Origin of the sequence: Streptococcus alactolyticus, from assembly GCF_012277075.1 — a bacterium.
Lineage (GTDB): Bacteria > Bacillota > Bacilli > Lactobacillales > Streptococcaceae > Streptococcus > Streptococcus alactolyticus.
In genome coordinates this window covers 97,785-121,398 of sequence record NZ_JAAXMT010000010.1, presented here as the reverse complement: position 1 = coordinate 121,398, position 23,614 = coordinate 97,785, and the positions used below count along the sequence as shown (strand labels likewise).

21 protein-coding genes are annotated in these 23,614 nt (G+C 41.0%); 20 read left to right on the top strand and 1 reads right to left on the bottom strand.

Going from position 1 to position 23,614, the window contains the following annotated elements:
* Positions 1-78: 78 nt before the first annotated feature.
* The 5 genes from hisS (at position 79) to HFK82_RS06445 (ending at position 6,569) form a co-directional block, all read left to right on the top strand.
* Positions 79-1,356 carry a histidine--tRNA ligase gene (gene hisS / locus HFK82_RS06465; protein ID WP_168261205.1) on the top strand — a complete coding sequence of 426 codons (1,278 nt, stop codon included), beginning with the start codon at positions 79-81 and terminating at the stop codon, positions 1,354-1,356.
* 140 nt (positions 1,357-1,496) lie between these two features.
* Positions 1,497-3,245 (top strand): aspartate--tRNA ligase, encoded by a 1,749-nt coding sequence (gene aspS / locus HFK82_RS06460; RefSeq protein ID WP_168261204.1) that lies wholly within the window; start codon positions 1,497-1,499, stop codon positions 3,243-3,245.
* On the top strand, positions 3,235-4,176 hold the full coding sequence (locus HFK82_RS06455; RefSeq protein ID WP_336498324.1) for a YitT family protein: 942 nt from the start codon (positions 3,235-3,237) through the stop codon (positions 4,174-4,176). Before aspS ends, HFK82_RS06455 begins: the two co-directional genes overlap by 11 nt.
* 22 nt (positions 4,177-4,198) lie before the next feature.
* A complete protein-coding gene (locus HFK82_RS06450; protein ID WP_168261202.1) occupies positions 4,199-5,059 on the top strand; it encodes a YitT family protein in 861 nt (286 codons plus the stop codon).
* A gap of 94 nt (positions 5,060-5,153) precedes the next feature.
* Entirely contained in the window at positions 5,154-6,569 is a 1,416-nt protein-coding gene (locus tag HFK82_RS06445; RefSeq protein ID WP_168261201.1) for a prolyl oligopeptidase family serine peptidase, read from the top strand.
* Between the two features lie 39 nt (positions 6,570-6,608).
* Here the strand turns inward: HFK82_RS06445 and argS are convergent, their stop codons facing one another.
* Positions 6,609-8,300, bottom strand: coding sequence for an arginine--tRNA ligase (argS, locus tag HFK82_RS06440; RefSeq protein ID WP_168261200.1), 1,692 nt, complete (start codon positions 8,298-8,300; stop codon positions 6,609-6,611).
* Positions 8,301-8,489: 189 nt separating this feature from the next.
* Here argS and argR point away from each other — a divergent pair, with 189 nt between their 5' ends.
* The 15 genes from argR (at position 8,490) to HFK82_RS06365 (ending at position 23,598) form a co-directional block, all read left to right on the top strand.
* A complete protein-coding gene (gene argR / locus HFK82_RS06435) occupies positions 8,490-8,927 on the top strand; it encodes an arginine repressor (protein WP_154454968.1) in 438 nt (145 codons plus the stop codon).
* Positions 8,924-9,277: a YlbF family regulator gene (locus HFK82_RS06430; protein ID WP_154454969.1), complete on the top strand. Its 354-nt coding sequence runs from the start codon at positions 8,924-8,926 to the stop codon at positions 9,275-9,277. The genes argR and HFK82_RS06430 overlap by 4 nt, the downstream gene beginning before the upstream one ends.
* Complete coding sequence (mutS, locus tag HFK82_RS06425; RefSeq protein WP_168261199.1) at positions 9,264-11,837, top strand: DNA mismatch repair protein MutS; 2,574 nt, start codon at positions 9,264-9,266, stop codon at positions 11,835-11,837. Before HFK82_RS06430 ends, mutS begins: the two co-directional genes overlap by 14 nt.
* A gap of 109 nt (positions 11,838-11,946) precedes the next feature.
* Positions 11,947-13,887: a DNA mismatch repair endonuclease MutL gene (gene mutL, locus HFK82_RS06420; RefSeq protein ID WP_168261198.1), complete on the top strand. Its 1,941-nt coding sequence runs from the start codon at positions 11,947-11,949 to the stop codon at positions 13,885-13,887.
* 1 nt (position 13,888) lies between these two features.
* Entirely contained in the window at positions 13,889-14,482 is a 594-nt protein-coding gene (gene ruvA, locus HFK82_RS06415; protein ID WP_168261197.1) for a Holliday junction branch migration protein RuvA, read from the top strand.
* A gap of 51 nt (positions 14,483-14,533) precedes the next feature.
* Complete coding sequence (locus HFK82_RS06410) at positions 14,534-15,793, top strand: competence/damage-inducible protein A (protein WP_168261196.1); 1,260 nt, start codon at positions 14,534-14,536, stop codon at positions 15,791-15,793.
* Between the two features lie 48 nt (positions 15,794-15,841).
* Positions 15,842-16,999 (top strand): recombinase RecA, encoded by a 1,158-nt coding sequence (gene recA, locus HFK82_RS06405; protein ID WP_154454974.1) that lies wholly within the window; start codon positions 15,842-15,844, stop codon positions 16,997-16,999.
* A gap of 98 nt (positions 17,000-17,097) precedes the next feature.
* Positions 17,098-17,496 carry a transcriptional regulator Spx gene (spx, locus tag HFK82_RS06400; protein WP_154454975.1) on the top strand — a complete coding sequence of 133 codons (399 nt, stop codon included), beginning with the start codon at positions 17,098-17,100 and terminating at the stop codon, positions 17,494-17,496.
* 227 nt (positions 17,497-17,723) lie between these two features.
* Positions 17,724-17,993: an IreB family regulatory phosphoprotein gene (locus tag HFK82_RS06395; RefSeq protein WP_168261195.1), complete on the top strand. Its 270-nt coding sequence runs from the start codon at positions 17,724-17,726 to the stop codon at positions 17,991-17,993.
* Positions 17,990-18,409, top strand: a complete 420-nt coding sequence (ruvX, locus tag HFK82_RS06390) for a Holliday junction resolvase RuvX (RefSeq protein WP_168261194.1) — start codon at positions 17,990-17,992, stop codon at positions 18,407-18,409. Before HFK82_RS06395 ends, ruvX begins: the two co-directional genes overlap by 4 nt.
* Before the next feature lie 12 nt (positions 18,410-18,421).
* Positions 18,422-18,721 carry a DUF1292 domain-containing protein gene (locus tag HFK82_RS06385; RefSeq protein ID WP_154454978.1) on the top strand — a complete coding sequence of 100 codons (300 nt, stop codon included), beginning with the start codon at positions 18,422-18,424 and terminating at the stop codon, positions 18,719-18,721.
* A 186-nt stretch (positions 18,722-18,907) separates the two neighbouring features.
* Positions 18,908-20,488, top strand: coding sequence for a glycosyltransferase family protein (locus tag HFK82_RS06380; RefSeq protein ID WP_168261193.1), 1,581 nt, complete (start codon positions 18,908-18,910; stop codon positions 20,486-20,488).
* Positions 20,489-20,605: 117 nt separating this feature from the next.
* Positions 20,606-22,822: an anaerobic ribonucleoside-triphosphate reductase gene (gene nrdD, locus HFK82_RS06375; protein WP_168261192.1), complete on the top strand. Its 2,217-nt coding sequence runs from the start codon at positions 20,606-20,608 to the stop codon at positions 22,820-22,822.
* Between the two features lie 111 nt (positions 22,823-22,933).
* Complete coding sequence (locus tag HFK82_RS06370; RefSeq protein ID WP_168261191.1) at positions 22,934-23,080, top strand: hypothetical protein; 147 nt, start codon at positions 22,934-22,936, stop codon at positions 23,078-23,080.
* A gap of 11 nt (positions 23,081-23,091) precedes the next feature.
* Positions 23,092-23,598 (top strand): GNAT family N-acetyltransferase, encoded by a 507-nt coding sequence (locus HFK82_RS06365; RefSeq protein ID WP_168261190.1) that lies wholly within the window; start codon positions 23,092-23,094, stop codon positions 23,596-23,598.
* The last annotated feature ends 16 nt before the right edge of the window (positions 23,599-23,614 follow it).

Below are 23,614 nucleotides of genomic sequence, written 5' to 3'. Positions count from 1 at the left end.
AGAAATGATTGAATCGCTACAATAGTAGAAAGGAATGAAAGGGCTAAATTTGAAAATTTGGTGCCAGTGTATCTTATTATGAAACTGCAAAAACCTAAAGGAACCCAAGATATTTTACCTAGCGAAAGCGCAAAGTGGCAATATGTCGAAGCTGTTGCGCGTGAAACATTCAAGAAATATCATTACAGCGAAATCCGCACACCGATATTTGAGCATTACGAGGTGATTAGCCGTTCAGTTGGTGATACAACTGATATTGTGACAAAAGAAATGTATGATTTCTACGATAAGGGTGACCGTCACATTACCTTGCGTCCAGAAGGTACGGCTCCTGTGGTGCGTTCATTTGTGGAAAATAAATTATTTGCGCCAGAAGTACAAAAACCTGTGAAAATGTACTATATTGGGTCAATGTTCCGCTACGAGCGTCCACAAGCTGGTCGTTTGCGTGAGTTCCACCAAATTGGTGTGGAATGCTTTGGCTCTGCTAATCCAGCTACAGATGTGGAAACCATTGCCATGGCTTACCAATTGTTCCAAACCCTAGGGATCAAAGATGTCACTCTTCATTTAAATACCCTAGGAAGTGCGGCTAGTCGTGCGGCTTATCGCCAAGCCTTGATTGATTACTTGACACCAATGCGTGATGAATTGTCAAAAGATAGCCAACGCCGTTTGGATGAAAATCCGCTTCGTGTCTTGGATTCGAAGGAAAAAGAGGACAAGCAAGCTGTTGAAAATGCGCCATCTATTTTAGATTACCTCGATGAAGAAAGCCAAGATCACTTTGATGCGGTTCGTGACATGCTTGAAGCCCTCCATATTCCTTACGTTATTGATACTAATATGGTGCGTGGCTTAGATTATTACAACCACACGATTTTTGAGTTTATCACAACCGTTGACAAATCTGATTTGACCATTTGTGCGGGTGGGCGTTACGATAGTCTTGTAGATTACTTTGACGGTCCAGAAACCCCTGGTTTTGGCTTTGGACTTGGTCTTGAACGTTTGCTTCTTATCTTGGAAAAACAAGGCATTGCATTACCGATTGAAAATGATTTGGACGTTTACATTGCTGTTTTGGGAGAAGGTGCAAATCTTAAAGCTTTAGAACTTGTTCAAGCCCTTCGTCATCAAGGTTTTGCAGCAGAACGTGATTACCTCGGACGTAAAATCAAAGCACAATTCAAGTCTGCGGATGCTTTCCATGCTAAAACCATCATCACTTTGGGAGAAAGTGAAGTGGAAGCAGGTCAAGTAACGGTCAAAAATAACCAAACCCGCGAAGAAGTGACCGCAATCTTTGAAGAAATTGAAACAAACTTTTCAGATATTTTCAGAAAACTAAGCTAATTGCTTTTTCAATGAAGAAAGCACGTGAAAAGGCTTAATTGGGAAAAGGCAAAAAAACTCTACCGCATGGGTGGGGTTTTTTCGTGCTTTTTGCTATAATAGGTGGGAATGAATAAATTAAAAAACGGAGAAAGATAGCAATGAAACGTACAATGTATGCGGGTCGTGTTCGTAGCGAACATATTGGCCAAGAAGTGACTCTTAAAGGTTGGGTCGGTCGTCGTCGTGATTTAGGTGGACTTATTTTCATCGATCTTCGTGACCGTGAAGGGATTATGCAATTGGTCATCAATCCTGAAACAGTTTCAAGCGACGTTATGGCAACAGCAGAAAGCCTTCGTAACGAATTCGTTATCGAGGTGACAGGAGAAGTTGCCTTACGCGAACAAGAAAATCCAAACTTGCCAACAGGTGCGGTTGAATTGAAAGTGTCAGCATTGACCATCCTAAACACTGCTAAAACAACACCATTTGAAATCAAAGATGATGTTGATGTGACAGATGACAATCGTTTGCGATACCGTTACTTGGATCTTCGCCGTCCAAAAATGCTTAACAACTTTAAATTGCGTGCGAAGGTGACACACTCTATCCGCAATTACTTGGACGACCTTGAATTTATTGACGTTGAAACACCGATGTTGACAAAATCAACGCCTGAAGGAGCGCGTGATTATTTGGTGCCAAGCCGTGTGAGCCAAGGTCATTTTTACGCTTTGCCACAAAGCCCACAAATCACAAAACAATTGTTGATGAATGCTGGTTTTGACCGTTACTACCAAATCGTAAAATGTTTCCGTGATGAAGATTTGCGTGGAGATCGTCAACCTGAGTTTACACAAGTGGATATGGAAACGTCATTCTTATCAGATAAAGATATCCAAGATATCACTGAAGGAATGATTGCCAAAGTTATGAAAGATACCAAAGGTATCGACGTAACTCTACCATTCCCACGTATGTCTTATGATGATGCCATGAACAATTATGGTTCAGACAAACCTGACACACGATTTGAAATGCTTTTACAGGACTTGACAGAACTTGTCAAGGATGTTGACTTCAAAGTATTTTCACAAGCACCAGTAGTCAAAGCTATCGTGGTTAAGGGAAATGCGGACAAGTATTCACGCAAACACATTGATAAATTAACAGAATTTGCAAAACAATTTGGTGCCAAAGGCCTTGCTTGGATCAAATTTACAGATGGAGCTATCAGTGGACCAGTTGCGAAATTCTTGACAAGTATTGAAAGCGAATTGACAGTACGTTTACAACTTGAAGAGAATGATTTGGTGCTCTTTGTTGCGGATACGCTTGAAGTGGCTAATAATACACTTGGTGCTCTTCGTATACGCATTGCCAAAGAACTTGACATGGTTGACACTTCACAATTCAATTTCCTTTGGATTGTTGATTGGCCAATGTTTGAATGGTCAGAAGAAGAAGGTCGCTATATGTCAGCTCACCACCCATTCACATTGCCAACGGAAGAATCAGCACATGAATTGGAAGGTGATTTGTCGAAAGTGCGTGCCGTTGCCTACGATATCGTGCTTAACGGTTACGAACTTGGTGGTGGTAGCTTGCGTATTAACCACAAAGACTTGCAAGAACGTATGTTTAAAGCACTTGGCTTTACAGCAGAAGAAGCCAATGACCAATTTGGTTTCTTGTTAGAAGCGATGAATTACGGTTTCCCACCACACGGTGGTTTGGCTATTGGTCTTGACCGTTTTGTAATGCTTCTTGCTGGCGAAGAAAATATTCGTGAAGTGATTGCCTTTCCTAAAAATAATAAAGCAGCAGACCCGATGACACAGGCACCGAGCCTTGTTTCAGACAAGCAATTAGACGAATTGGCTTTAGCTATTGAAAGTGATGATTAGAAAAACACCTATCAAGAAGAAAACAAAGTTTGTCGTTAGTCGGTGGGCAGAAAAATATGGCCTACTGAGAACCATGCAGAGTATTTCCAGAGAAAAGTATGCCGAAAAAATTTCGGCATCTATTCTTTATGGGATATTGTCTGCGATTGCGGTTAATTTCTTTTTTCAACCTGGGCATGTTTACTCTAGTGGTGCGACTGGCTTTGCACAGGTTTTATCTGCAATTGGTGAACGGTTGATTGGTTTTAAAATTCCAATTTCCTTGGCCTTTTATGGGATAAATCTCCCTTTGCTGATATTGGCTTGGTACAAAATCGGTCATAAATTTACCGTTTTTACCCTAATCACAGTAACCATGAGTTCTTTCTTTATCCAGATTGTTCCAGAAGTTACTTTGACAACAGACCCGCTCATTAATGCTATTTTTGGTGGGCTTGTGATGGGAGCTGGTATTGGTTTTGGACTTAGATCTCGTATCTCAAGTGGTGGAACGGACATTGTCAGCTTGACCATTCGGAAAAAAACGGGGCATGATGTGGGCAGCATCTCGCTCATTGTCAATGCCATTATCATGTTCTTTGCAGGCTTGTTATTTGGTTGGCAATATGCTCTGTACTCAATGGTGACGATTTTCGTTTCTAGTCGCGTTACCGATGCGATTTTCACGAAACAAAAGAAAATGCAGGCCATGATTGTGACTAGCAGACCCGAAAAAGTGATTACGATGATTCACACGAAATTACACCGCGGGGTAACTTCTATCAATGAAGCAGAAGGGACTTATAATCACGAAAAGAAAGCAGTTTTGCTTGCTATTATTACGCGTGAAGAATACAATGATTTTAAATATTTGATGAAAAAAGCTGACCCTAAAGCTTTTGTATCAATTGCTGAAAATGTCCATATTATTGGGCGTTTTGTGGACGATTGATTAGGATTTTGGAGGTGGGAAAATGTCATTTGAACGATTGGGACAACTCAAACGTCTCTTGTTGATTGCCGTTGGTGTAGCGATTTACACTTTCGGGTTTGTAAAATTTAACATGGCCAATGCCCTTGCTGAAGGTGGTGTTGCCGGTGTGACGCTGATTGTCCATGCTCTTTATGGCATTAACCCTGCTTATTCTTCCTTGATTTTGAACATCCCCTTGTTTATTTTGGGGGCTAGGATTTTGGGAAAACGTTCGCTTGCTTTGACCATTTACGGAACGGTTCTCTTGTCGTTTTTCATTTGGTTTTGGCAACGGGTTCCTATCCATGTCACCCTTGAAAATGATATGATGCTGGTTGCTGTTGTTGCGGGGCTATTTTCAGGTGCTGGAAGTGGTTTGGTGTTTCGTTACGGCGCTACAACTGGTGGGACAGATATCATTGGACGTATTGCTGAGGAAAAGTTAGGCTTAAAACTAGGGCAAACCTTACTCTTTATTGATGCCGTTGTTTTGACAGCTTCCCTCGTTTATATTGATTTACAACACATGCTCTACACTTTGGTTGCCAGTTTTGTTTATAGTCAAGTTTTGACAATTGTGCAAAATGGAGGCTACACTGTACGTGGTATGCTGATTATTACCCAAAAATCAGAAGAAGCTGCCTCAGCTATCCTCAATGAAATCAACCGTGGTGTGACTTTTCTAAATGGTCAAGGTGCTTATTCAGGCGAAGATAAAAACGTCTTGTACGTTGTTCTCAATCCAACAGAAGTCCGAGAAGTCAAGGCCATTATGGCAGAATTAGACCCCGATGCTTTCATCTCCATTATCGACGTTGACGAAGTTGTATCGTCAGACTTTAACATTAGACGGAAGAAATAAAACACGATTAGAAATGTACCTACGTTGTAGGATGATTTCTAATTTTTAACCAGCAAATGTAACCGATTACAAACAAAAAGAAAAGAGATTTAAAATGAAAAATAGTATTGATAGCATAGCACTGTACATTAAGGGGTATGAGTTTGGGCCAGGAGTTCCAAAAATCATTTTGACTTTGGCAAAGCCTATTTCAGCGGTGTCGACGGAGTCTTTGATTGTGGTCACTGCTGGTGAAAACCGTCAGGTGAGTCAGGTTTATATTTCAGATAATGAGGGACACTTGATTGGGCGTGGTGAGAGTGTTTATCTGACGATTGAGATGCCAGTCACTTTTGACCAGAAGCAGATGAAGAATGTTTCCAGCCCTTTCCTTTTCAATGGTGCGAATTATCATCATGAGTGGGTTCGTGACTACAAGGTGTCTATTAAGGGCTTGCTAGTTACTATGGGACATGAGATTGTAACTCTTGAGATTGAGGATTACAATGCTATTACTAACCTTTTATCACCAGATGTGGCTCCTTTCCAGTATCATAGCGAGTACTCAGGAACCTATACCAATCCTTTGACTAAGCAAGATGAAGCATTAAGGCTTCAGTGTGTGGCTTATGAACCTGAGACTGCAAAAACAGCAGAAAAACTGCCTTTGTTAATTTGGCTTCATGGGCAAGGTGAAGGTGGGTCAGATGTTGACATCACCTTGTTGGGCAATAAGGTTGTGGCACTGGCTCAACCAAAGATTCAAGCTCATTTTGAGGGTGAGGGCGGCACGGGAGCTTATATCTTAGCTCTCCAATGTCCGACTTACTGGATGGATGAAGGCGATGGAAAAAATGGTGTGGGAGCAGGTGTTTCTCGTTATACCGACATCGTTATGGACGCCATTCAAGATTTTGTATCCCGCAATCCTAAGGTTGACAAGAGTCGTCTGTATCTGACGGGTTGCTCTAATGGTGGTTACATGACCTTAAATCTTGCCATTCACAATCCTGATTATTTTGCGGCATTGATTCCGCAGGCTGCGGCTTATGCCTATCATTGCTACCAACGACAGTCTGATGGGACTTGTGCCCTTTCTACTGATAATGGCACCTTTATCCAGACCGACGAAGTCTATTTTGATGAAGCAAAATTAAATGCTATCAAAGATACTCCCATTTGGTTTATCCATGCAGCAGATGACACGATTGTTGCTCCTGAAAACTATTCTCTTCCCATTTACAAATCGCTGTTAGATAGCGGTGCGACTAATGCATGGTTTTCTTATTATGAAAGCGTGGAAGGATCAGACATCAAAGGGATGACTTATCCAGGACACTGGTCATGGTTGTATTTCTTCAATGACGAGGTGTTTGGTGTGCAATCCCTGGCTGATATTAAAAAGGCGACAGACCTTTCAGGATTTTCACCAAATAATGCGGACAAAGGTGGAAGGAGCCAAGCGAAGGTTAATGGCATATGTTATCACAACCTTTTTGACTGGTTAAATGTGCAGAAAAAACCGTTTTAAAGGCATCAAAAAAGCCGTGATAAACGGCTTTTTTTAGTTTTACATTTCGTCAGGTGCTTCAACTCCAAGAAGACGAAGGGCTTCTTTTAGAACGGTTGCCGTAGCGTAGCTGAGGGCTAGGCGGCTGTCACGTTCTGGGCTTTCATCAAGAATACGTGTGTGTGCGTAGTATTTGTTGAAGCTTTGTGCCAAGCTGATTGCAAATTTAGCAATGATAGAAGGTTCAAAGTTATCTGCGGCACGTTTGATAATACGAGGGAAGTCTTGAATGAGTTTAATGATTTCCCAGCTTTCAGCATCGTCAAGTTTGTAAACATCGTTGACAGATGGTGTAAAGTTAGCTTTACGAAGGATAGACTGGATACGCGCGTGAGCGTATTGAACGTAAGGGCCTGTTTCTCCTTCAAATGATACCATTGCGTCAAGGTCAAAGTCATATCCGTTTAGGCGGTCTGTTTTCAAATCGTAGAATTTAATAGCACCAACTCCAACGGCGTGGGCAACGGCTTCCTTGTTAGCAAGGTTAGGATTTTTGGCATTGATTTGGTCTTCAGCACGTTTGATTGCTTCTGCAATAGTTGGTTCAAGTAGGATAACGTTACCTTTACGTGTTGACAATTTTTTGCCTTCTTTGGTCACAAGTCCAAACGGTACGTGTGTAATGTCATCACTCCACTCAAATCCCATTTCGCTAAGAACGGCTTTCAATTGTTTGAAGTGAGCTGATTGTTCATTACCTACAACGTAAATGGCTTTGGCAAAATCGTACTCACGTTTGCGGTACAAGGCAGCCGCCAAGTCACGCGTAATGTAAAGCGTGGCACCGTCTGATTTTTTGATAAGCGCTGGGTGTTCGATACCGTATTTTTCAAGGTTAACCACTTGGGCACCTTGCGATTCTTCAAGCAAGCCTTTTTCTGTCAAGATGTCCACCACTTCGTCCATCTTATCGTTATAGAAGGCTTCTCCGTTATAACTATCAAAGGTAACCCCAAGTTCGTTGTAAAGGCGGTTAAATTCAACAAGGCTTTCGTCACGGAACCATTGCCAAAGAGCAGTAGCTTCTTCGTCGCCTGCCTCCAATTTACGGAACCATTCGCGTGCTTCTTCGTCTAACTCAGGTTGTGTTTCTGCCTCAGCATTGATGCGAACATAGAGTTTTAACAGCTCATCGATTGGATGAGCCTTGACGGCAGCTTCGTCACCCCATTTTTTGTAGGCAACAATCAACATTCCAAACTGTTTACCCCAGTCACCAAGGTGATTGATTTTAACAGCTTTATAACCGATTTTTTCAAAAATATTAGCCAAGCTATCGCCGATAACAGTTGAGCGAAGGTGCCCAATAGAGAAAGGTTTTGCGATGTTTGGGCTTGACATATCAATAGCAACGTTGCGTCCGTGTCCCAAGTCCTGGCTAGCGTAGTGGCTACCGTCTGCGATAACTTTTCCTAAAACATCTGCAGAGATGCTTTTTTTGTCAAGGAAGAAGTTGATGTATGGTCCAACCGCTTCAATTTTTTCAAATCCAGTCGCATCCAATTGCCCTGCAATATCAGCTGCAATCATTTGAGGAGCTTTGCGGAGGATTTTAGCGAGTGAAAAGGCAGGAAAAGCCAAATCTCCCATATCTGAATTTTTTGGAATTTCAAGCAGATTCACAACTTGTTCTTGGTCTAATTCTGGAACAATAGTGTGAATGCGTTCTGCAATAGTACGTTTTGTATCCATGATGTTCTCCTAAAGTCATTAGTTCATATTATTTTAACATAAAAATAAAAAATAAACGAGATGGAAGAAAAGAAAACGCTTGAAGTCTAAAAACTGGATAAAAATAGAGATAATACCTACAATTGTGATGAAAAAGTTCTTTTTTTTTGGTATAATTCTAAGGATAAATATACATAAAGGGAAACTTATATGAATAAAATAGAACGACAAAACCGTATTAAATACTTGATTCAGACGGGTCATATTGGCACGCAAGAAGAGATTAAAAATTTGTTGCAAAAAGAAGGTATTACTGTAACGCAGGCGACCTTGTCGCGTGATTTGCGTGAAATTGGGCTTTTGAAGCTCCGTGATGCGTCTGGAAAATTGTATTATAGCTTGGCTGAGGTGGTTGGAGCTACTTTTGATGCTGCGGTTCGCTCTTACATTTTAAAAGTTGCGCGTGCTGGTTTTATGCTGGTCCTTCATACCAATCTTGGGGAGGCTGACGTTTTAGCCAATTTGATTGATAACAGTGAGATTCCAGAAATTATCGGAACGGTGGCAGGTGCGGATACTTTGTTGGTTATTTGCAAAGACGAAGAAACGGCCAAAGCCTTTGAAAAAGATTTAGCGACGGGTGTATGAGTTCTTACGATAAAGCAGTAGAAAACCTCCTTCAAGCGATAAAACAGCATGATAGCGTGCGGTATTTTCAAAAAGCAGAGCAAAAAATTAAGGCTTTCCCAGAATTGGAGCAACAAGTCGATAAGATGAAGGCTTATCAGCAAGAAGCGGTGCTTTATCAGAAGATTGACAAACAGGTTGCCAAAGAAAAAGCTGGCGAACAAGCGGACCAGCTGCAAAAAGACTTGTCAGAACTGCCGATTGTCAAAGATTATCGGGACAAAATGCAAGATGCCAGTGATTTGGTACAATATATTACAAATAGCTTGGAAACAAAGATTAACGAGGAGTTAAGCAATGGCAAAAGATAAACTTTCCCCAGGCATGCAACAGTATTTGGATATCAAAAAAGATTATCCAGATGCTTTTTTACTTTTTCGCATGGGAGACTTTTACGAGTTATTTTACGAGGATGCCGTCAAGGCTGCACAGATTTTAGAGATTAGTTTGACTAGTCGCAATAAAAATGCGGATAATCCAATTCCTATGGCTGGTGTGCCTTACCATTCTGCCCAACAGTATATCGATGTTTTGGTTGAAATGGGGTATAAGGTTGCGATTGCTGAGCAGATGGAGGACCCAAAACAAGCGGTTGGCGTGGTCAAACGTGAAGTGGTGCAAGTTATCACGCCAGGGACGGCGGTTGATTCTTCTAAACCAGACAGCGCCAATAACTTTTTGGTGGCAATTGATTCAGACGGAAAAGCCCTTGGATTAGCCTACATGGACCTGTCAACAGGGGAATTTTTCTCGACGATTTTGTCTGATTTTTCAAGCCTTCGCAGTGAAATCCTCAATCTTAAGGCTCGTGAAATTGTGGTGGGCTATGATTTGTCTGAAACAGAGCAACACCATCTGGTGAAACAGTTGAATTTGCTCTTATCTTTTGAAAAAGACCGCTACGAAGACGTGCATTTGGTGGACCAAACCTTGACGGATTTGGAAATTTCTGCGGCAGAGAAATTATTGCAGTATGTTCATACGACACAAAAACGCGAACTCAGTCATCTGCAAAAGCTCGTCCACTACGACATCAAAGACTACTTGCAAATGTCTTATACGACAAAATCAAGCCTTGATTTGTTGGAAAATGCACGCACAGGCAAAAAACACGGCAGTCTTTACTGGCTCTTGGATGAAACCAAGACGGCGATGGGAATGCGTCTGTTGCGCCAGTGGATTGACCGTCCCTTGGTGAACCAAGAGCAGATTGACGAACGGCAAAATATTGTTCAAGTCTTTTTGGACCATTTCTTTGAGCGCAGTGATTTGACAGACAGCCTCAAAGGTGTTTATGATATTGAACGTTTAGCCAGTCGGGTGTCCTTTGGGAAAGCCAATCCCAAGGATTTGTTGCAGCTGGGTCAGACCTTGTCACAAGTTCCAAAAATCAAAGCTATTTTGGAATCCTTTGCCAGCCCTTACCTTGACAAGCTTGTCAAGGATATTGACACCCTACCAGAATTAGAATCCTTGATTCGCTCAGCGATTGACCCAGAAGCGCCTGCGGTTATTACAGATGGCAGTATTATTCGGACGGGATTTGATGAAACCTTGGACAAATACCGCAAAGTCATGCGTGAGGGAACCAGCTGGATTGCTGAAATTGAGGCCAAAGAACGAGCGGCAAGTGGCATCGCCAATCTAAAAATCGACTATAACAAAAAAGACGGTTACTATTTCCATGTGACCAATTCCAATCTGTCTTTGGTGCCTGATTATTTCTTCCGTAAAGCAACGCTGAAAAATTCAGAGCGTTTTGGAACGGCAGAATTAGCTAAAATCGAAGGGGAGATGTTGGAGGCGCGCGAGGAATCAGCAAACTTGGAATACGATATTTTCATGCGCGTGCGCGGGCAAGTTGAGCGTTACATCACACGTTTGCAGGATTTGGCAAAGGCCATTTCAACGGTTGATGTCTTGCAAAGTTTAGCCGTTGTCGCAGAAAATAACCATTATGTTCGTCCGCGTTTTAACCAGCAGAAAGAAATCTATATTGAAAAAGGGCGTCATGCGGTGGTTGAAAAAGTCATGGGGACCCAAGAATACATTCCAAATACCATTACATTTGATGAGCAAACGACGATTCAATTGATTACTGGTCCAAATATGAGTGGTAAATCCACTTATATGCGTCAGTTGGCTTTGACGGTTATCATGGCACAAATGGGGTCTTACGTTGCGGCGGAAGCAGTGAATCTGCCTGTTTTTGATGCGATTTTCACGCGAATTGGAGCCGCAGATGATTTGATTTCAGGGCAATCCACTTTCATGGTGGAAATGATGGAAGCCAACCAAGCCATCAAGCGAGCCAGCCAGCAATCCTTGATTTTGTTTGATGAATTGGGACGTGGGACAGCGACCTACGACGGTATGGCTCTAGCCCAATCTATTATCGAATACATTCACGACCACATCGGAGCAAAGACGATGTTTGCGACCCATTATCATGAATTGACAACTCTGTCAACAAACTTGACACAACTTGTCAATGTCCATGTTGCGACTCTTGAAAAAGATGGTGACGTGACTTTCCTTCACAAAATTGCAGAAGGACCTGCAGACAAGTCTTACGGCATTCATGTTGCTAAAATTGCGGGCTTACCAAAATCCTTGTTGCAACGTGCAGACAGCATTTTGACGCGCTTAGAATCTGGTGCTGCTAAGCTGCAGTTGCTGCCAGAAGTGGATTCTTCGGTGGTTGAAGAAACTCCAGTCAATAACGAAGAGCCTAAGGTAGAGCAGCTTAATTTGTTTGCAGATGACACGGCTAACCAAGAGGTCATTGAGGCTCTCAGAAAAGTTGATTTGATGAATTTGACGCCCATGCAGGCCATGAATGTTATTTATGAACTGAAGAATATGCTGTAAGCACAAGAGGTGATCTCAAAAGAGATGGCCTCTTTAGTTTGTGTTATAATAAGAATTAAACAAGCAAGAACGAAAGGAATAAAGGTGCTTGAAAAGCCCTACGAATCATATGAGTAAAATTATCGAGTTACCAGAAGTTTTGGCTAACCAGATTGCGGCGGGTGAAGTTATCGAGCGACCAGCCAGCGTTGTCAAGGAATTAGTGGAAAATGCGATTGATGCTGGGAGTAGTCAAATCACGATAGAGGTTGAGAAATCAGGCCTTAAGAAAATTCAAGTGACTGACAATGGGGAAGGGATCGCCCAAGAAGATGTTGCTCTTAGTTTACAACGTCATGCGACGAGTAAAATCAAAAGTCAAGCTGATCTTTTTCGCATTCGAACGCTAGGATTTCGCGGCGAAGCTCTACCGTCTATTGCGTCAATCAGTCATTTCACGCTAAAGACGGCAACGGCGGACGAAGATTACGGGACACTTTTGGTGGCTAAAGGTGGCGAAATTGAAAAGCAAGAACCCATTTCAACCCCTGTGGGTACGAAAATCACCGTTGAGGATCTGTTTTATAATACACCTGCTCGCCTCAAATACATGAAAAGCCTTCAATCAGAATTGGCACACATTGTGGATATGGTCAATCGTTTGAGTTTGGCTCATCCTGAGGTGGCTTTTAAATTGATAAATGACGGTCGTCAGATGACGACAACTGCTGGAACAGGGGATTTGCGTCAGGCGATTGCAGGCATTTACGGCCTCAATACAGCGAAGAAAATGATTGAGATTTCTAATGCTGACCTTGATTTTGAAGTGTCAGGATACATTAGTTTGCCTGAGTTGACACGTGCCAATCGGAATTACATTACCATTTTGATTAATGGCCGTTACATCAAAAATTTCTTGCTGAATCGTGCTATTTTGGATGGCTACGGTTCGAAATTGATGGTGGGGCGTTTCCCTATTGCGGTTATTGATATTCAAATTGACCCTTATTTAGCGGATGTCAATGTCCATCCCACAAAGCAGGAAGTTCGTATTTCTAAGGAAAAAGAGTTAATGGTTTTGATTAGTTCGGCTATTTCAGAGAGCTTGCGAGAGCAGGATTTGATTCCAGATGCGCTTGAAAATCTTGCCAAATCAAGCACACGCGGGTTAGCAAAACCTGAACAAACCACTCTTCCTTTAAAGCAAACGGATTTGTATTATGATAAGGAGCGTCAAGACTTTTTTGTCAAATCTGACACCGTCGAAGAGCAACCAAGACAGGTGTTTAATGACATTGACAAGGTTGTCAAGGAAGTTGACAAGCAATCGTCAGTGAAATACGCTCAACGTTTAACGCCAGAAACATCAGGTGATGAACACGATGCTTTGGATTTTGCCAATAAAGCTAAAATTACTAGGATGATTGAAACCCTTGATACGGAGGAGTCGTCAACCTTCCCAGAGTTGGACTATTTTGGGCAAATGCATGGAACTTATCTCTTTGCTCAGGGAACAGATGGCTTGTACATCATCGACCAACACGCTGCGCAAGAACGTGTGAAATACGAGTATTACCGCGAAAAAATCGGAGAGGTTGACAGTTCTTTACAGCAACTGCTCATGCCCTATCTTTTTGAATTTTCAGGGGCTGATTTCATTGCTTTACAAGAAAAAATGCCTTTGTTGCAGCAAGTCGGTATCCATTTGGAGCCGTATGGCAACAATACTTTTATCTTACGTGAGCATCCGATTTGGATGAAGGAGGAAGAAATTGAGTCGGCGGTTTATGAAATGTGCGACATGCTTTTATTGACTAATGATGTATCGGTGAAAAAGTACCGTGCTGAATTGGCTATTATGATGTCTTGCAAGCGTTCAATTAAAGCCAATCATATACTAGACGACTACTCGGCTCGGCATTTGTTGGTTCAATTGTCCCACTGTAAAAATCCCTACAATTGTCCGCATGGCCGTCCTGTCTTGGTGCATTTCACCAAAGTAGATATGGAAAAAATGTTCCGTCGGATTCAAGAAAATCATACTAGTTTAAGAGAGTTAGGAAAATATTGATATGTATGATTACATCAAAGGAAAATTAACCAAAATCACCGCCAAGTACATCGTTGTGGAGGCTGGCGGTTTGGGATACATCGTGAATGTGGCTAACCCTTACAGTTTTTCAAACTTAGTTAATCAAGAGGTGCAGATTTATGTGCATCAAGTTGTTCGTGAGGATGCTCAGTTGTTGTTTGGTTTTCATACTGAAGATGAAAAGTCCGTCTTTTTGAACTTGATTTCGGTATCAGGTATTGGACCAACGACGGCGCTAGCTATTATTGCCGTAGATGACAACGAAGGCTTGGTTCATGCGATTGACACGAGCGACATCAAGTACTTGATGAAATTCCCAAAAATCGGGAAAAAAACAGCACAACAGATGGTTTTGGATTTGGCAGGGAAGTTCGTCGATGTTCCTGTGGAAAATGGCAGAGTTGCTCAGGCAAAAACAGCAAGCAACGAGCCGCTTGAAGAAGCCATGGAAGCTCTTTTGGCATTGGGCTATAAAGCCACAGAACTCAAGAAAATCCGCCAGTTCTTTGAAGGTACCAATGAAACAGCAGAACAATACATCAAATCAAGTCTTAAGATGCTGATGAAGGGCTGATGTTTCATGTGAAACACAGTTAAAAAACGAATAAATAAGCAGGAGGTCATTATGAAAGCTGAACTGATTACTGTTGGAACAGAAATTTTAACAGGTCAAATTACCAACACCAATGCTCAATTTCTCTCAGAAGAATTTGCTAAATTGGGAATTGATGTCTTTTTTCAAACTACCGTAGGTGATAACGAAGAGCGTCTGTTGTCGGTTATTGATTTAGCCAGTCAAAGAAGCGACCTCATCGTTTTGTGTGGTGGCTTGGGACCAACGGAAGATGATTTAACCAAACAAACTTTGGCAAAATACCTCAAACGCGATTTGGTGATCAACGAAGAAGCCAATCAACGTTTGAATGACTATTTTGCAACGCGTCCCCAATTTGTTCGTACGGCCAACAATGACCGTCAAGCTCAGTTAATTGAGGGGGCAACGCCCTTGCAAAATATCACAGGTTTAGCTGTGGGTGGCTTGGTAACTGTTGATGGCGTTACTTACGTCGTGCTACCAGGTCCGCCAAGTGAATTAAAACCGATGGTCTTAAATGAATTGGTTCCTCTTTTGTCAGGACATAATGAACGCCTATATTCACGGGTTTTGCGTTTCTTTGGCATCGGGGAAAGCCAATTGGTAACCGTTCTGTCTGACTTGATTGACAATCAAACAGACCCAACCATTGCTCCTTATGCTAAAACAGGTGAGGTAACACTTCGTTTGTCAACAAAAGCAGCAGATGAGGCTGTCGCTAAGGTAAAATTAGACCAATTGGAACAAGCTATTTTGGCTAAATCAACCTTGGATAATGTCCCATTGAGTGAATTGCTTTACGGTTATGGTGATGATAATAGTTTGGCGCGTGTGGTCTTTCAATTGCTCAAAGAACACCATAAAACCATTACAGCAGCAGAAAGTTTGACCGCAGGGCTATTTCAATCCACTATCGCAGACTTTTCAGGTGCCTCTTCCGTCTTTAACGGCGGTTTTGTGACATACAGCATGGAAGAAAAATCAAAATTGTTGCACATTCCATTAGAAGATTTGCAAGAACATGGTGTGGTTAGTCACTTTACCGCTGAAAAAATGGCGGAACAATCACGTTTGTTGACAGGTGCAGATATCGGCATTGGTTTGACTGGCGTTGCTGGTCCAGATAGTTTGGAAGGACATCCAGCAGGAACCATTTTTATTGGCATTTCGACAAAAGACGATTGCCGTTCGATCTATCTTCATATAGGTGGTAAAAGTCGTTCAGATGTCCGTCATATCGCGACTTTGTACGCTTTTAACTTAGTACGTCAAGCTTTATTAGACATTTGATTTTTGGTATAATAAAGTCGTATTTCGAATAATCAGAAAGGGAATAATTTGGCAAAAAAAACAAAGAAAACAGAAGCTGTTACTAAAAAATTTGGTGACGAGCGTAAAAAAGCACTAGATGATGCTTTGAAAATGATTGAAAAAGATTTCGGGAAAGGCGCTGTGATGCGACTTGGCGAGCGTGCAGAACAAAAAGTTCAAGTGATGAGCTCAGGTAGTTTAGCTCTTGATATTGCACTTGGAGCTGGTGGCTATCCTAAAGGACGTATCATTGAAATCTATGGACCTGAATCTTCAGGTAAAACAACGGTCGCCCTTCATGCCGTTGCGCAAGCTCAAAAAGAAGGTGGTGTGGCAGCCTTTATCGATGCTGAACACGCTTTGGACCCATCTTATGCCGCAGCTCTTGGGGTTAATATTGATGAACTTTTGTTATCACAACCTGATTCAGGTGAACAAGGACTTGAGATTGCAGGGAAATTGATTGATTCTGGTGCCGTTGACCTTGTCGTTGTCGATTCAGTGGCAGCTTTGGTACCGCGTGCTGAAATTGATGGTGATATTGGTGATAACCACGTTGGTTTGCAAGCTCGTATGATGAGCCAAGCCATGCGTAAATTATCTGCTTCTATCAACAAAACAAAAACCATTGCTATTTTCATTAACCAGTTGCGTGAAAAAGTTGGTGTGATGTTTGGAAACCCTGAGACAACTCCTGGTGGACGTGCCTTGAAGTTTTATTCTTCTATTCGTCTAGATGTGCGTGGTAACACACAAATCAAGGGAACAGGTGACCAAAAAGATAGCAGCATCGGTAAAGAAACCAAGATCAAAGTCGTTAAAAACAAGGTGGCTCCACCCTTTAAAACAGCTGAAGTGGAAATCATGTACGGAGAAGGAATTTCACGCACGGGTGAATTGCTTAAAATCGCCAGTGATTTGAATATCATCAAGAAAGCTGGTGCTTGGTTCTCTTACAATGACGACAAAATTGGTCAAGGTTCAGAGAATGCGAAGAAATACTTGAGTGACCACCCTGAAATCTTCGATGAAATTGACCATAAAGTGCGCGTGCATTATGGTTTAATTGAAGATGCTGATGCTCCTGATGCTCCAGTTGCTAGCGACAACGAAGAGCCAACTCAAAAAGAACCATCAGACGAAGTGGTTCTTGACCTCGAAGATACGATCGAAATTGAAGAATAATAACAGTTTTTCGTTAGAAATCGGTCTTAGGTCCCATGTTTTCGTTCAGATTAGTGTGCTATAATACAACTATCATGGGATAGAAAGTGAGAGTACACATGATTAAAATTTATACAATTTCTAGTTGTACAAGCTGTAAGAAAGCGAAAGCTTGGCTAAACGCTCATCAGCTCCCTTATAAAGAACAGAATTTAGGAAAAGAACCGCTAACCCGAGAAGAAATTTTAGCTATATTAACAAAAACAGAAAATGGTATAGAGAGTATTGTTTCCTCTAAAAACCGCTATGCCAAAGCCTTGGATTGCAATTTAGATGAATTGAGCTTGAGTGAGGTTATTGACTTGATTCAAGAAAATCCACGTATCCTAAAAAGTCCGATTTTGATTGATGAAAAACGCCTTCAAGTTGGTTACAAGGAAGATGACATTCGTGCTTTTCTACCACGTTCTATTCGTAATGTAGAAAATACAGAAGCCCGTCTTCGTGCCGCACTATGATAGTGTTTTTCAAGGTCATATAACAGTGGGCTGATAGTTAGGATTAGCCAGCAACAGATTGATAAGAACACCTTAAACGTAGGCTTTGTGGGCTGATGTTTGAGGTGTTTTTGCATGGTGTGAAAAAAGGGTGATAAAGTTTACTGAAATAAAGTTAGATTCTTGTGAAATCCTTTTGAATAGGCTATAATAGTTGGTGATAGCTGTTTTAGAAAGAAGGTGTAAGTATGGGATTTACAGATGAAACTGTACGCTTCAATTTAGACGATAGAAACAAAAAAGAAATCAGCGAGACTTTGATAACAGTGTATCGTTCTCTCGATGAAAAGGGATACAATCCAATTAATCAGATTGTAGGTTACGTTTTGAGTGGGGACCCTGCTTATGTTCCTCGTTATAACAATGCTAGAAATCAGATGCGCAAATACGAACGTGATGAGATTGTTGAAGAACTTGTTCGATATTATCTCAAAGGAAATGGAATTGATTTAAAATGAGAATAATGGGACTAGATGTCGGTTCAAAAACAGTTGGTGTTGCCATTAGTGACCCACTTGGTTTTACCGCTCAAGGTGTCGAGATTATCAAAATCGATGAAGAAGCTGGCGAATTTGGCTTTGACCGATTAAGTCAGCTGGTTAAAGAATATAAAGTCGATAAATTTGTTGTTGGTCTGCCTAAAAATATGAACAATACCGAAGGTCCTCGTGTTGAGGTCAGTAAGTCATATGGTGACAAGATTGCGGATTTATTTGGTATCCCTGTGGATTACCAAGACGAACGCTTGACGACCGTACAGGCAGAGCGTATGTTGGTAGAACAAGCTGATGTGAGTCGAGGCAAACGTAAAAAAGTGATTGACAAATTGGCTGCGCAGCTTATTTTACAAAATTATTTGGATAGAATGTTTTAAAGGAGAAAGCCCATGGCACATAATCATGAACACGAACATGAAGTTATTACCTTAGTCGATGAGCACGGAAATGAAACCTTATTTGAAATTCTTTTGACCATCGATGGTCGTGAAGAATTTGGTAAGAATTACGTTCTTTTGGTTCCTGCTGGTGCTGAAGAAGATGAGCAAGGTGAAATTGAAATCCAAGCTTATTCTTTCACTGAAAATGAAGATGGAACAGAAGGCGACCTTCAACCAATCCCTGAAGACTCTGACGCTGAGTGGGATATGATTGAAGAAGTTTTCAATAGCTTCATTGATGAAGACTAATCATACTGGATGAAGCGATTCCTGATGAACTGCACGTAAGATGTGCGGTTCTTTTTTCTTGTTCAGAGATTTAGCCTATTTTCAATTATTTTAGCCATCCTTTAGCTTTTTATGGTATAATCATCAAATTGACTAATGTTTAGTTTCTGTTATACTTATTAAGGACGAAATTCAAGGAGAAAATAAGTGAATACATCAGAGGAAGTGAATTTAAATCAAAATGGCGTGCCGTCTTATAGTCGCTTGACACGTACGAGTGGTTTGACTCCTAAAAGGCAAGGTGCGGCTATCAGCACCAAGGTTCCTAGACGCCATAAGTTTTTTCTGCTAATCATCAGTATTATTGTGGGATGCTTATCCGTAGCCAATCCTTTACTTACGGACTGGGCCAATAGTTTGCAATCTCAAAATTTGTACGTTGGTTTCATGTTTACTAAAGGGCAGTTGCCGTTTACAGATATGTTTGCGACAGGTGGTTTTCTTTATTACACCCTGATTGCCTTAGCTTACTATCTAGGGTCAACCTTGTGGCTGGTTCCCCTTCAAGTGCTCATTTTTTATGTGTCAGGGATTTATTTTTACAAACTCATCCATTACTTCACGTCTAATCAACGATTTGCCGTGGGTATGAGTGGTGTTTTCTACTTGTTAAATGTAGCTCTTGGTTTTGGCGGTTTGTATCCTGTCCAATTTGCCATGCCGTTTGTCTTGGTGTCTTTATGGTTCTTGACGAAATACTTTGCAGGTCTGATTAAAGATGAAGCCTTTATTTTGTATGGCTTTGCAGGGTCAGCGTCAATGCTTTTAGACCCAAGAACCTTGGTTTTTTGGTTATTGTCTTTTATTGCGATTATTGTTTATAACTCAAGAAAAAAACATTTGGCGCGAGGCTTTTACCAATTACTGTGTATTATTTTTGGGATGATTATCATTTTGTACACTGTTGGTTACTTTGTGTTGAACTTGCAAATTTTATCGCCTTATATTTCACAAGCCATTGTTTACCCATTTACTTATTTTGCTACAGGTGACCATAATTTCTTTTTGACTTTGCTCTTCCAAGTGGACTTGCTGCTTTTTTCAGGCTTGTTGTTTGGCTTGCTTTCATTTAACAAAGTGCTTAAAGATAACAAAGACCGCATGGTCAAATACCTCATTTTCGTGGTATTTATCGGCTTTTTGCTGCTTGATTTGGTATCACAGACGTATGAGTTCTATCACTTGTTGGCAGCGATGCCTTTTGGCTTGATTTTGACTGCTGTGGCACTTGACGAGCGTTACAAACGCTATATGGTTCGTTCTTCACATCGCCGTCAAAAGTCTTCTCGAAACACTAAAGGTGCATTTGAGTTTTATGTGAAAACGTTCCTCTACCTTCCTGTTTTGGTTTTGATTGTTGGGATAGGACGTCCAATCGTGTCAAATATCATCACTTTTGGTGATAATAGCCAGCGTTCAACGATTGCTACTTATTTGGCATCAAATACTTCTGATGAAGATTCTATTTATGTTTGGGATGGTTCTTCTAAGATTTATTTAGAAAGTGGCTTACCAAGTAGTTCGCAATTTTCATCACCGCTTGTCAATACAGCAAAAGATGACAATCAAAAAGTGCTTGAAGATGAGTTGTTGCAAAACGTGGCGACTTATGTTATCGTTCATAAAAACGAGAAATTGCCTGAGGTGGTTCAAAAAGATTTAAAATCAAATTACGAAACCGTTTCGGTCAAAAAAGTATCTGACTTTACGATTTATCGTAAGAAGTAAAAAACAACTATAAATGACGATAAAATCAATATCTTGTGTTCTTCTAAAAGATTTGCCACAAGATATTGATTTTTTTAGAGTCAACGTGTTATAATAGACGGGCAAAGGAGTGTTCTTATGATTACATTGGAAAAGGAAATAATAACAGATCAACCGGCAATCAAAGTCATCAAACGTGATGGACGTTCTGTTAATTTTGAAGCCGAAAAGATATACAATGCCTTACTAAAAGCAAGTAATAATGTGACTAAATTATCCCCACTCGTTGAGGCAAAATTAGAAACCATTTCAAATAACATCATTGCGGAAATTATAGACCGCTTTAAAGACGATGTTAAAATTTATGAAATTCAAAATATCGTTGAGCATGAGCTTTTGGCAGCTAATGAATATGCCATCGCACAAGAATACATCAATTACCGTACCAAGCGCGATTTTGCGCGTTCGCAAGCAACAGATATCAATTTTACCATTGATAAATTGTTGAACAAGGATCAAACCATTGTCAATGAAAACGCCAATAAAGATAGCGAAGTTTTCAACACACAACGTGATTTGACGGCTGGTATCGTTGGCAAATCAATTGGTCTTAAAATGTTGCCATCACACGTGGCTAATGCGCATCAAAAAGGGGACATTCATTACCACGACCTTGATTATAGCCCATATACCCCAATGACTAACTGCTGTTTAATTGACTTTAAAGGGATGTTGGCCAATGGCTTTAAGATTGGCAATGCTGAGGTAGAAAGTCCAAAATCAATTCAAACAGCGACAGCCCAAATTTCGCAAATCATCGCGAACGTAGCTTCTAGCCAATACGGTGGTTGTACGGCAGACCGCATTGATGAATTTTTGGCACCTTACGCTGAATTGAATTATAAAAAACACTTAAAAGACGCTCAAGATTGGGTAGCAGAAGACCTTCGTGAAGACTATGCTCGTACCAAAACGAAAAAAGACATTTATGATGCGATGCAAAGCCTTGAATATGAAATCAATACCTTGTTCACGTCAAATGGGCAAACACCGTTTACCTCACTTGGTTTTGGTCTTGGTACTAACTGGTTTGAACGTGAAATTCAAAAAGCCATTCTTGAAATCCGCATCAAAGGGCTTGGTAGCGAACACCGCACAGCCATTTTCCCTAAATTGATTTTCACGTTGAAGAGTGGTCTTAACCTAGAAGTCGGCACACCAAACTATGATATCAAGCAATTAGCCTTGGAATGTGCGACAAAACGGATGTATCCTGATGTCTTGTCTTATGACAAAATCATTGAATTGACAGGTTCATTTAAAGCGCCAATGGGTTGCCGTTCATTCTTGCAAGGGTGGAAAGACGAAAATGGCGTTGAAGTCAACTCAGGTCGTATGAATCTTGGGGTTGTGACGGTCAATCTTCCTCGTATTGCTATGGAATCAAATGGCGATATGAACAAATTCTGGGATATTTTCAATGAACGCATGGGTATTGCCAAAGATGCTTTGGTTTACCGAGTCGAACGCGTCAAAGAAGCAACGCCAGCCAATGCCCCTATTTTGTATCAATACGGTGCCTTTGGTCAACGTCTTGGCAAATACGACAATGTGGACGAACTTTTCCGTCATCGCCGTACAACAGTTTCACTTGGTTACATTGGTCTTTACGAAGTGGGTACCGTTTTCTATGGTCCTGAATGGGAAAGCAATGCTGAAGCTAAAGCCTTTACGGTTGATATCGTTCGCAAAATGAAACAATTCTGTGAAGAGTGGTCAGATGAGTTTGATTATCATTTCTCAGTATATTCAACACCATCTGAAAGCTTGACTGACCGTTTCTGCCGCTTGGATACAGAGAAATTTGGTCTTGTGAAAGACATTACCGATAAGGAATACTACACCAATTCTTTCCACTACGATGTGCGTAAGAACCCAACACCATTTGAAAAATTAGATTTTGAAAAAGCTTATCCAGAAGCTGGTGCAACTGGTGGTTTCATTCATTATTGTGAATACCCAGTGCTTCAACAAAATCCAAAAGCCTTGGAAGCTGTTTGGGATTATGCATATACACGTATTGGTTATCTTGGTACCAATACCCCAATCGACCGTTGTTACCAATGTGGTTTTGAAGGAGATTTCACGCCAACAGAACGCGGATTTGTCTGCCCAAACTGCGGTAATAGCGACCCTAAAACCGTTGATGTTGTCAAACGAACATGTGGTTACCTAGGAAATCCGCAAGCTCGCCCAATGGTTAATGGTCGCCACAAAGAAATTTCTGCTCGTGTTAAACACATGAATGGCTCTACTATTAAAAATCCTGGGGATTATAGCAAACACCGTGCTTAATTTTGGGAGTCGTCGTTGATTGATAAGATGAGAAGCTGAGACCATGCGTCCCTGCTTCTTTATTATTTTGGTGGGTCAGGTTAGAGGTCTGACTAGAAAGGATATTAGCAAATGGGAAAATACCAGTTAGATTATAAAGGGATGCAACAAGTGAAACGTTTTCATGAAAAACATTCAAATGTGAAAACTGACAAAAAAGCGCGTGTTAGTCAGTTGAAAGCGCAGTTTTTAGAAAAAGCTAAAAAGAAAAGTAAATAGAGGTACCGTTTATGCAATTACGAAGACCTGAATTATCAGATAAAGCAGCTGTTATTGACATGATGAAAGAATTTGAGGCAAGTCAATCTGCTCATGACGGCGGTTTTTGGTCTGTGGATAACTTTGTTTATGAGGACTGGATTGAAAGAAATCAATTAAGTGAAATGGGTATTGATGTGCCGTCAACGTTTGTTCCAGCGATTCAATTTGTTTCTTTTGATGATAACGGAAGGGCTCTAGGATTTTTGCATTTACGTTTACGTCTAAATGATAATCTCTTAAATAAGGGGGGACATATTGGGTATTCGATTCGTCCGTCAGAGCGTCATAAGGGATTGGCTAAGAAACAGCTTCATCTAGGTTTACTAGAAGCTAAAAAGAAAAACATCAAACAAGCTTTGGTGACTTGTCACACGGATAATATTGCCAGCCGAAAGGTGATTTTAGCAAATGGTGGTGTTTTAGAAGATGTCCGTGAGTCAACTGAGCGTTATTGGATCAATCTGGCTGAAGAATAACTTGTGGATAAGTCAA

Coding starts and splice junctions, on each gene's coding strand:
- hisS (WP_168261205.1), top strand. CDS start 79: ATGAAACTGCAAAAACCTAAAGGAACCCAAGATATTTTACCTAGCGAA.
- aspS (WP_168261204.1), top strand. CDS start 1,497: ATGAAACGTACAATGTATGCGGGTCGTGTTCGTAGCGAACATATTGGC.
- HFK82_RS06450 (WP_168261202.1), top strand. CDS start 4,199: ATGTCATTTGAACGATTGGGACAACTCAAACGTCTCTTGTTGATTGCC.
- HFK82_RS06445 (WP_168261201.1), top strand. CDS start 5,154: ATGAAAAATAGTATTGATAGCATAGCACTGTACATTAAGGGGTATGAG.
- argS (WP_168261200.1), bottom strand. CDS start 8,300: ATGGATACAAAACGTACTATTGCAGAACGCATTCACACTATTGTTCCA.
- argR (WP_154454968.1), top strand. CDS start 8,490: ATGAATAAAATAGAACGACAAAACCGTATTAAATACTTGATTCAGACG.
- HFK82_RS06430 (WP_154454969.1), top strand. CDS start 8,924: ATGAGTTCTTACGATAAAGCAGTAGAAAACCTCCTTCAAGCGATAAAA.
- mutS (WP_168261199.1), top strand. CDS start 9,264: ATGGCAAAAGATAAACTTTCCCCAGGCATGCAACAGTATTTGGATATC.
- mutL (WP_168261198.1), top strand. CDS start 11,947: ATGAGTAAAATTATCGAGTTACCAGAAGTTTTGGCTAACCAGATTGCG.
- ruvA (WP_168261197.1), top strand. CDS start 13,889: ATGTATGATTACATCAAAGGAAAATTAACCAAAATCACCGCCAAGTAC.
- HFK82_RS06410 (WP_168261196.1), top strand. CDS start 14,534: ATGAAAGCTGAACTGATTACTGTTGGAACAGAAATTTTAACAGGTCAA.
- spx (WP_154454975.1), top strand. CDS start 17,098: ATGATTAAAATTTATACAATTTCTAGTTGTACAAGCTGTAAGAAAGCG.
- HFK82_RS06395 (WP_168261195.1), top strand. CDS start 17,724: ATGGGATTTACAGATGAAACTGTACGCTTCAATTTAGACGATAGAAAC.
- ruvX (WP_168261194.1), top strand. CDS start 17,990: ATGAGAATAATGGGACTAGATGTCGGTTCAAAAACAGTTGGTGTTGCC.
- HFK82_RS06385 (WP_154454978.1), top strand. CDS start 18,422: ATGGCACATAATCATGAACACGAACATGAAGTTATTACCTTAGTCGAT.
- nrdD (WP_168261192.1), top strand. CDS start 20,606: ATGATTACATTGGAAAAGGAAATAATAACAGATCAACCGGCAATCAAA.
- HFK82_RS06370 (WP_168261191.1), top strand. CDS start 22,934: ATGGGAAAATACCAGTTAGATTATAAAGGGATGCAACAAGTGAAACGT.
- HFK82_RS06365 (WP_168261190.1), top strand. CDS start 23,092: ATGCAATTACGAAGACCTGAATTATCAGATAAAGCAGCTGTTATTGAC.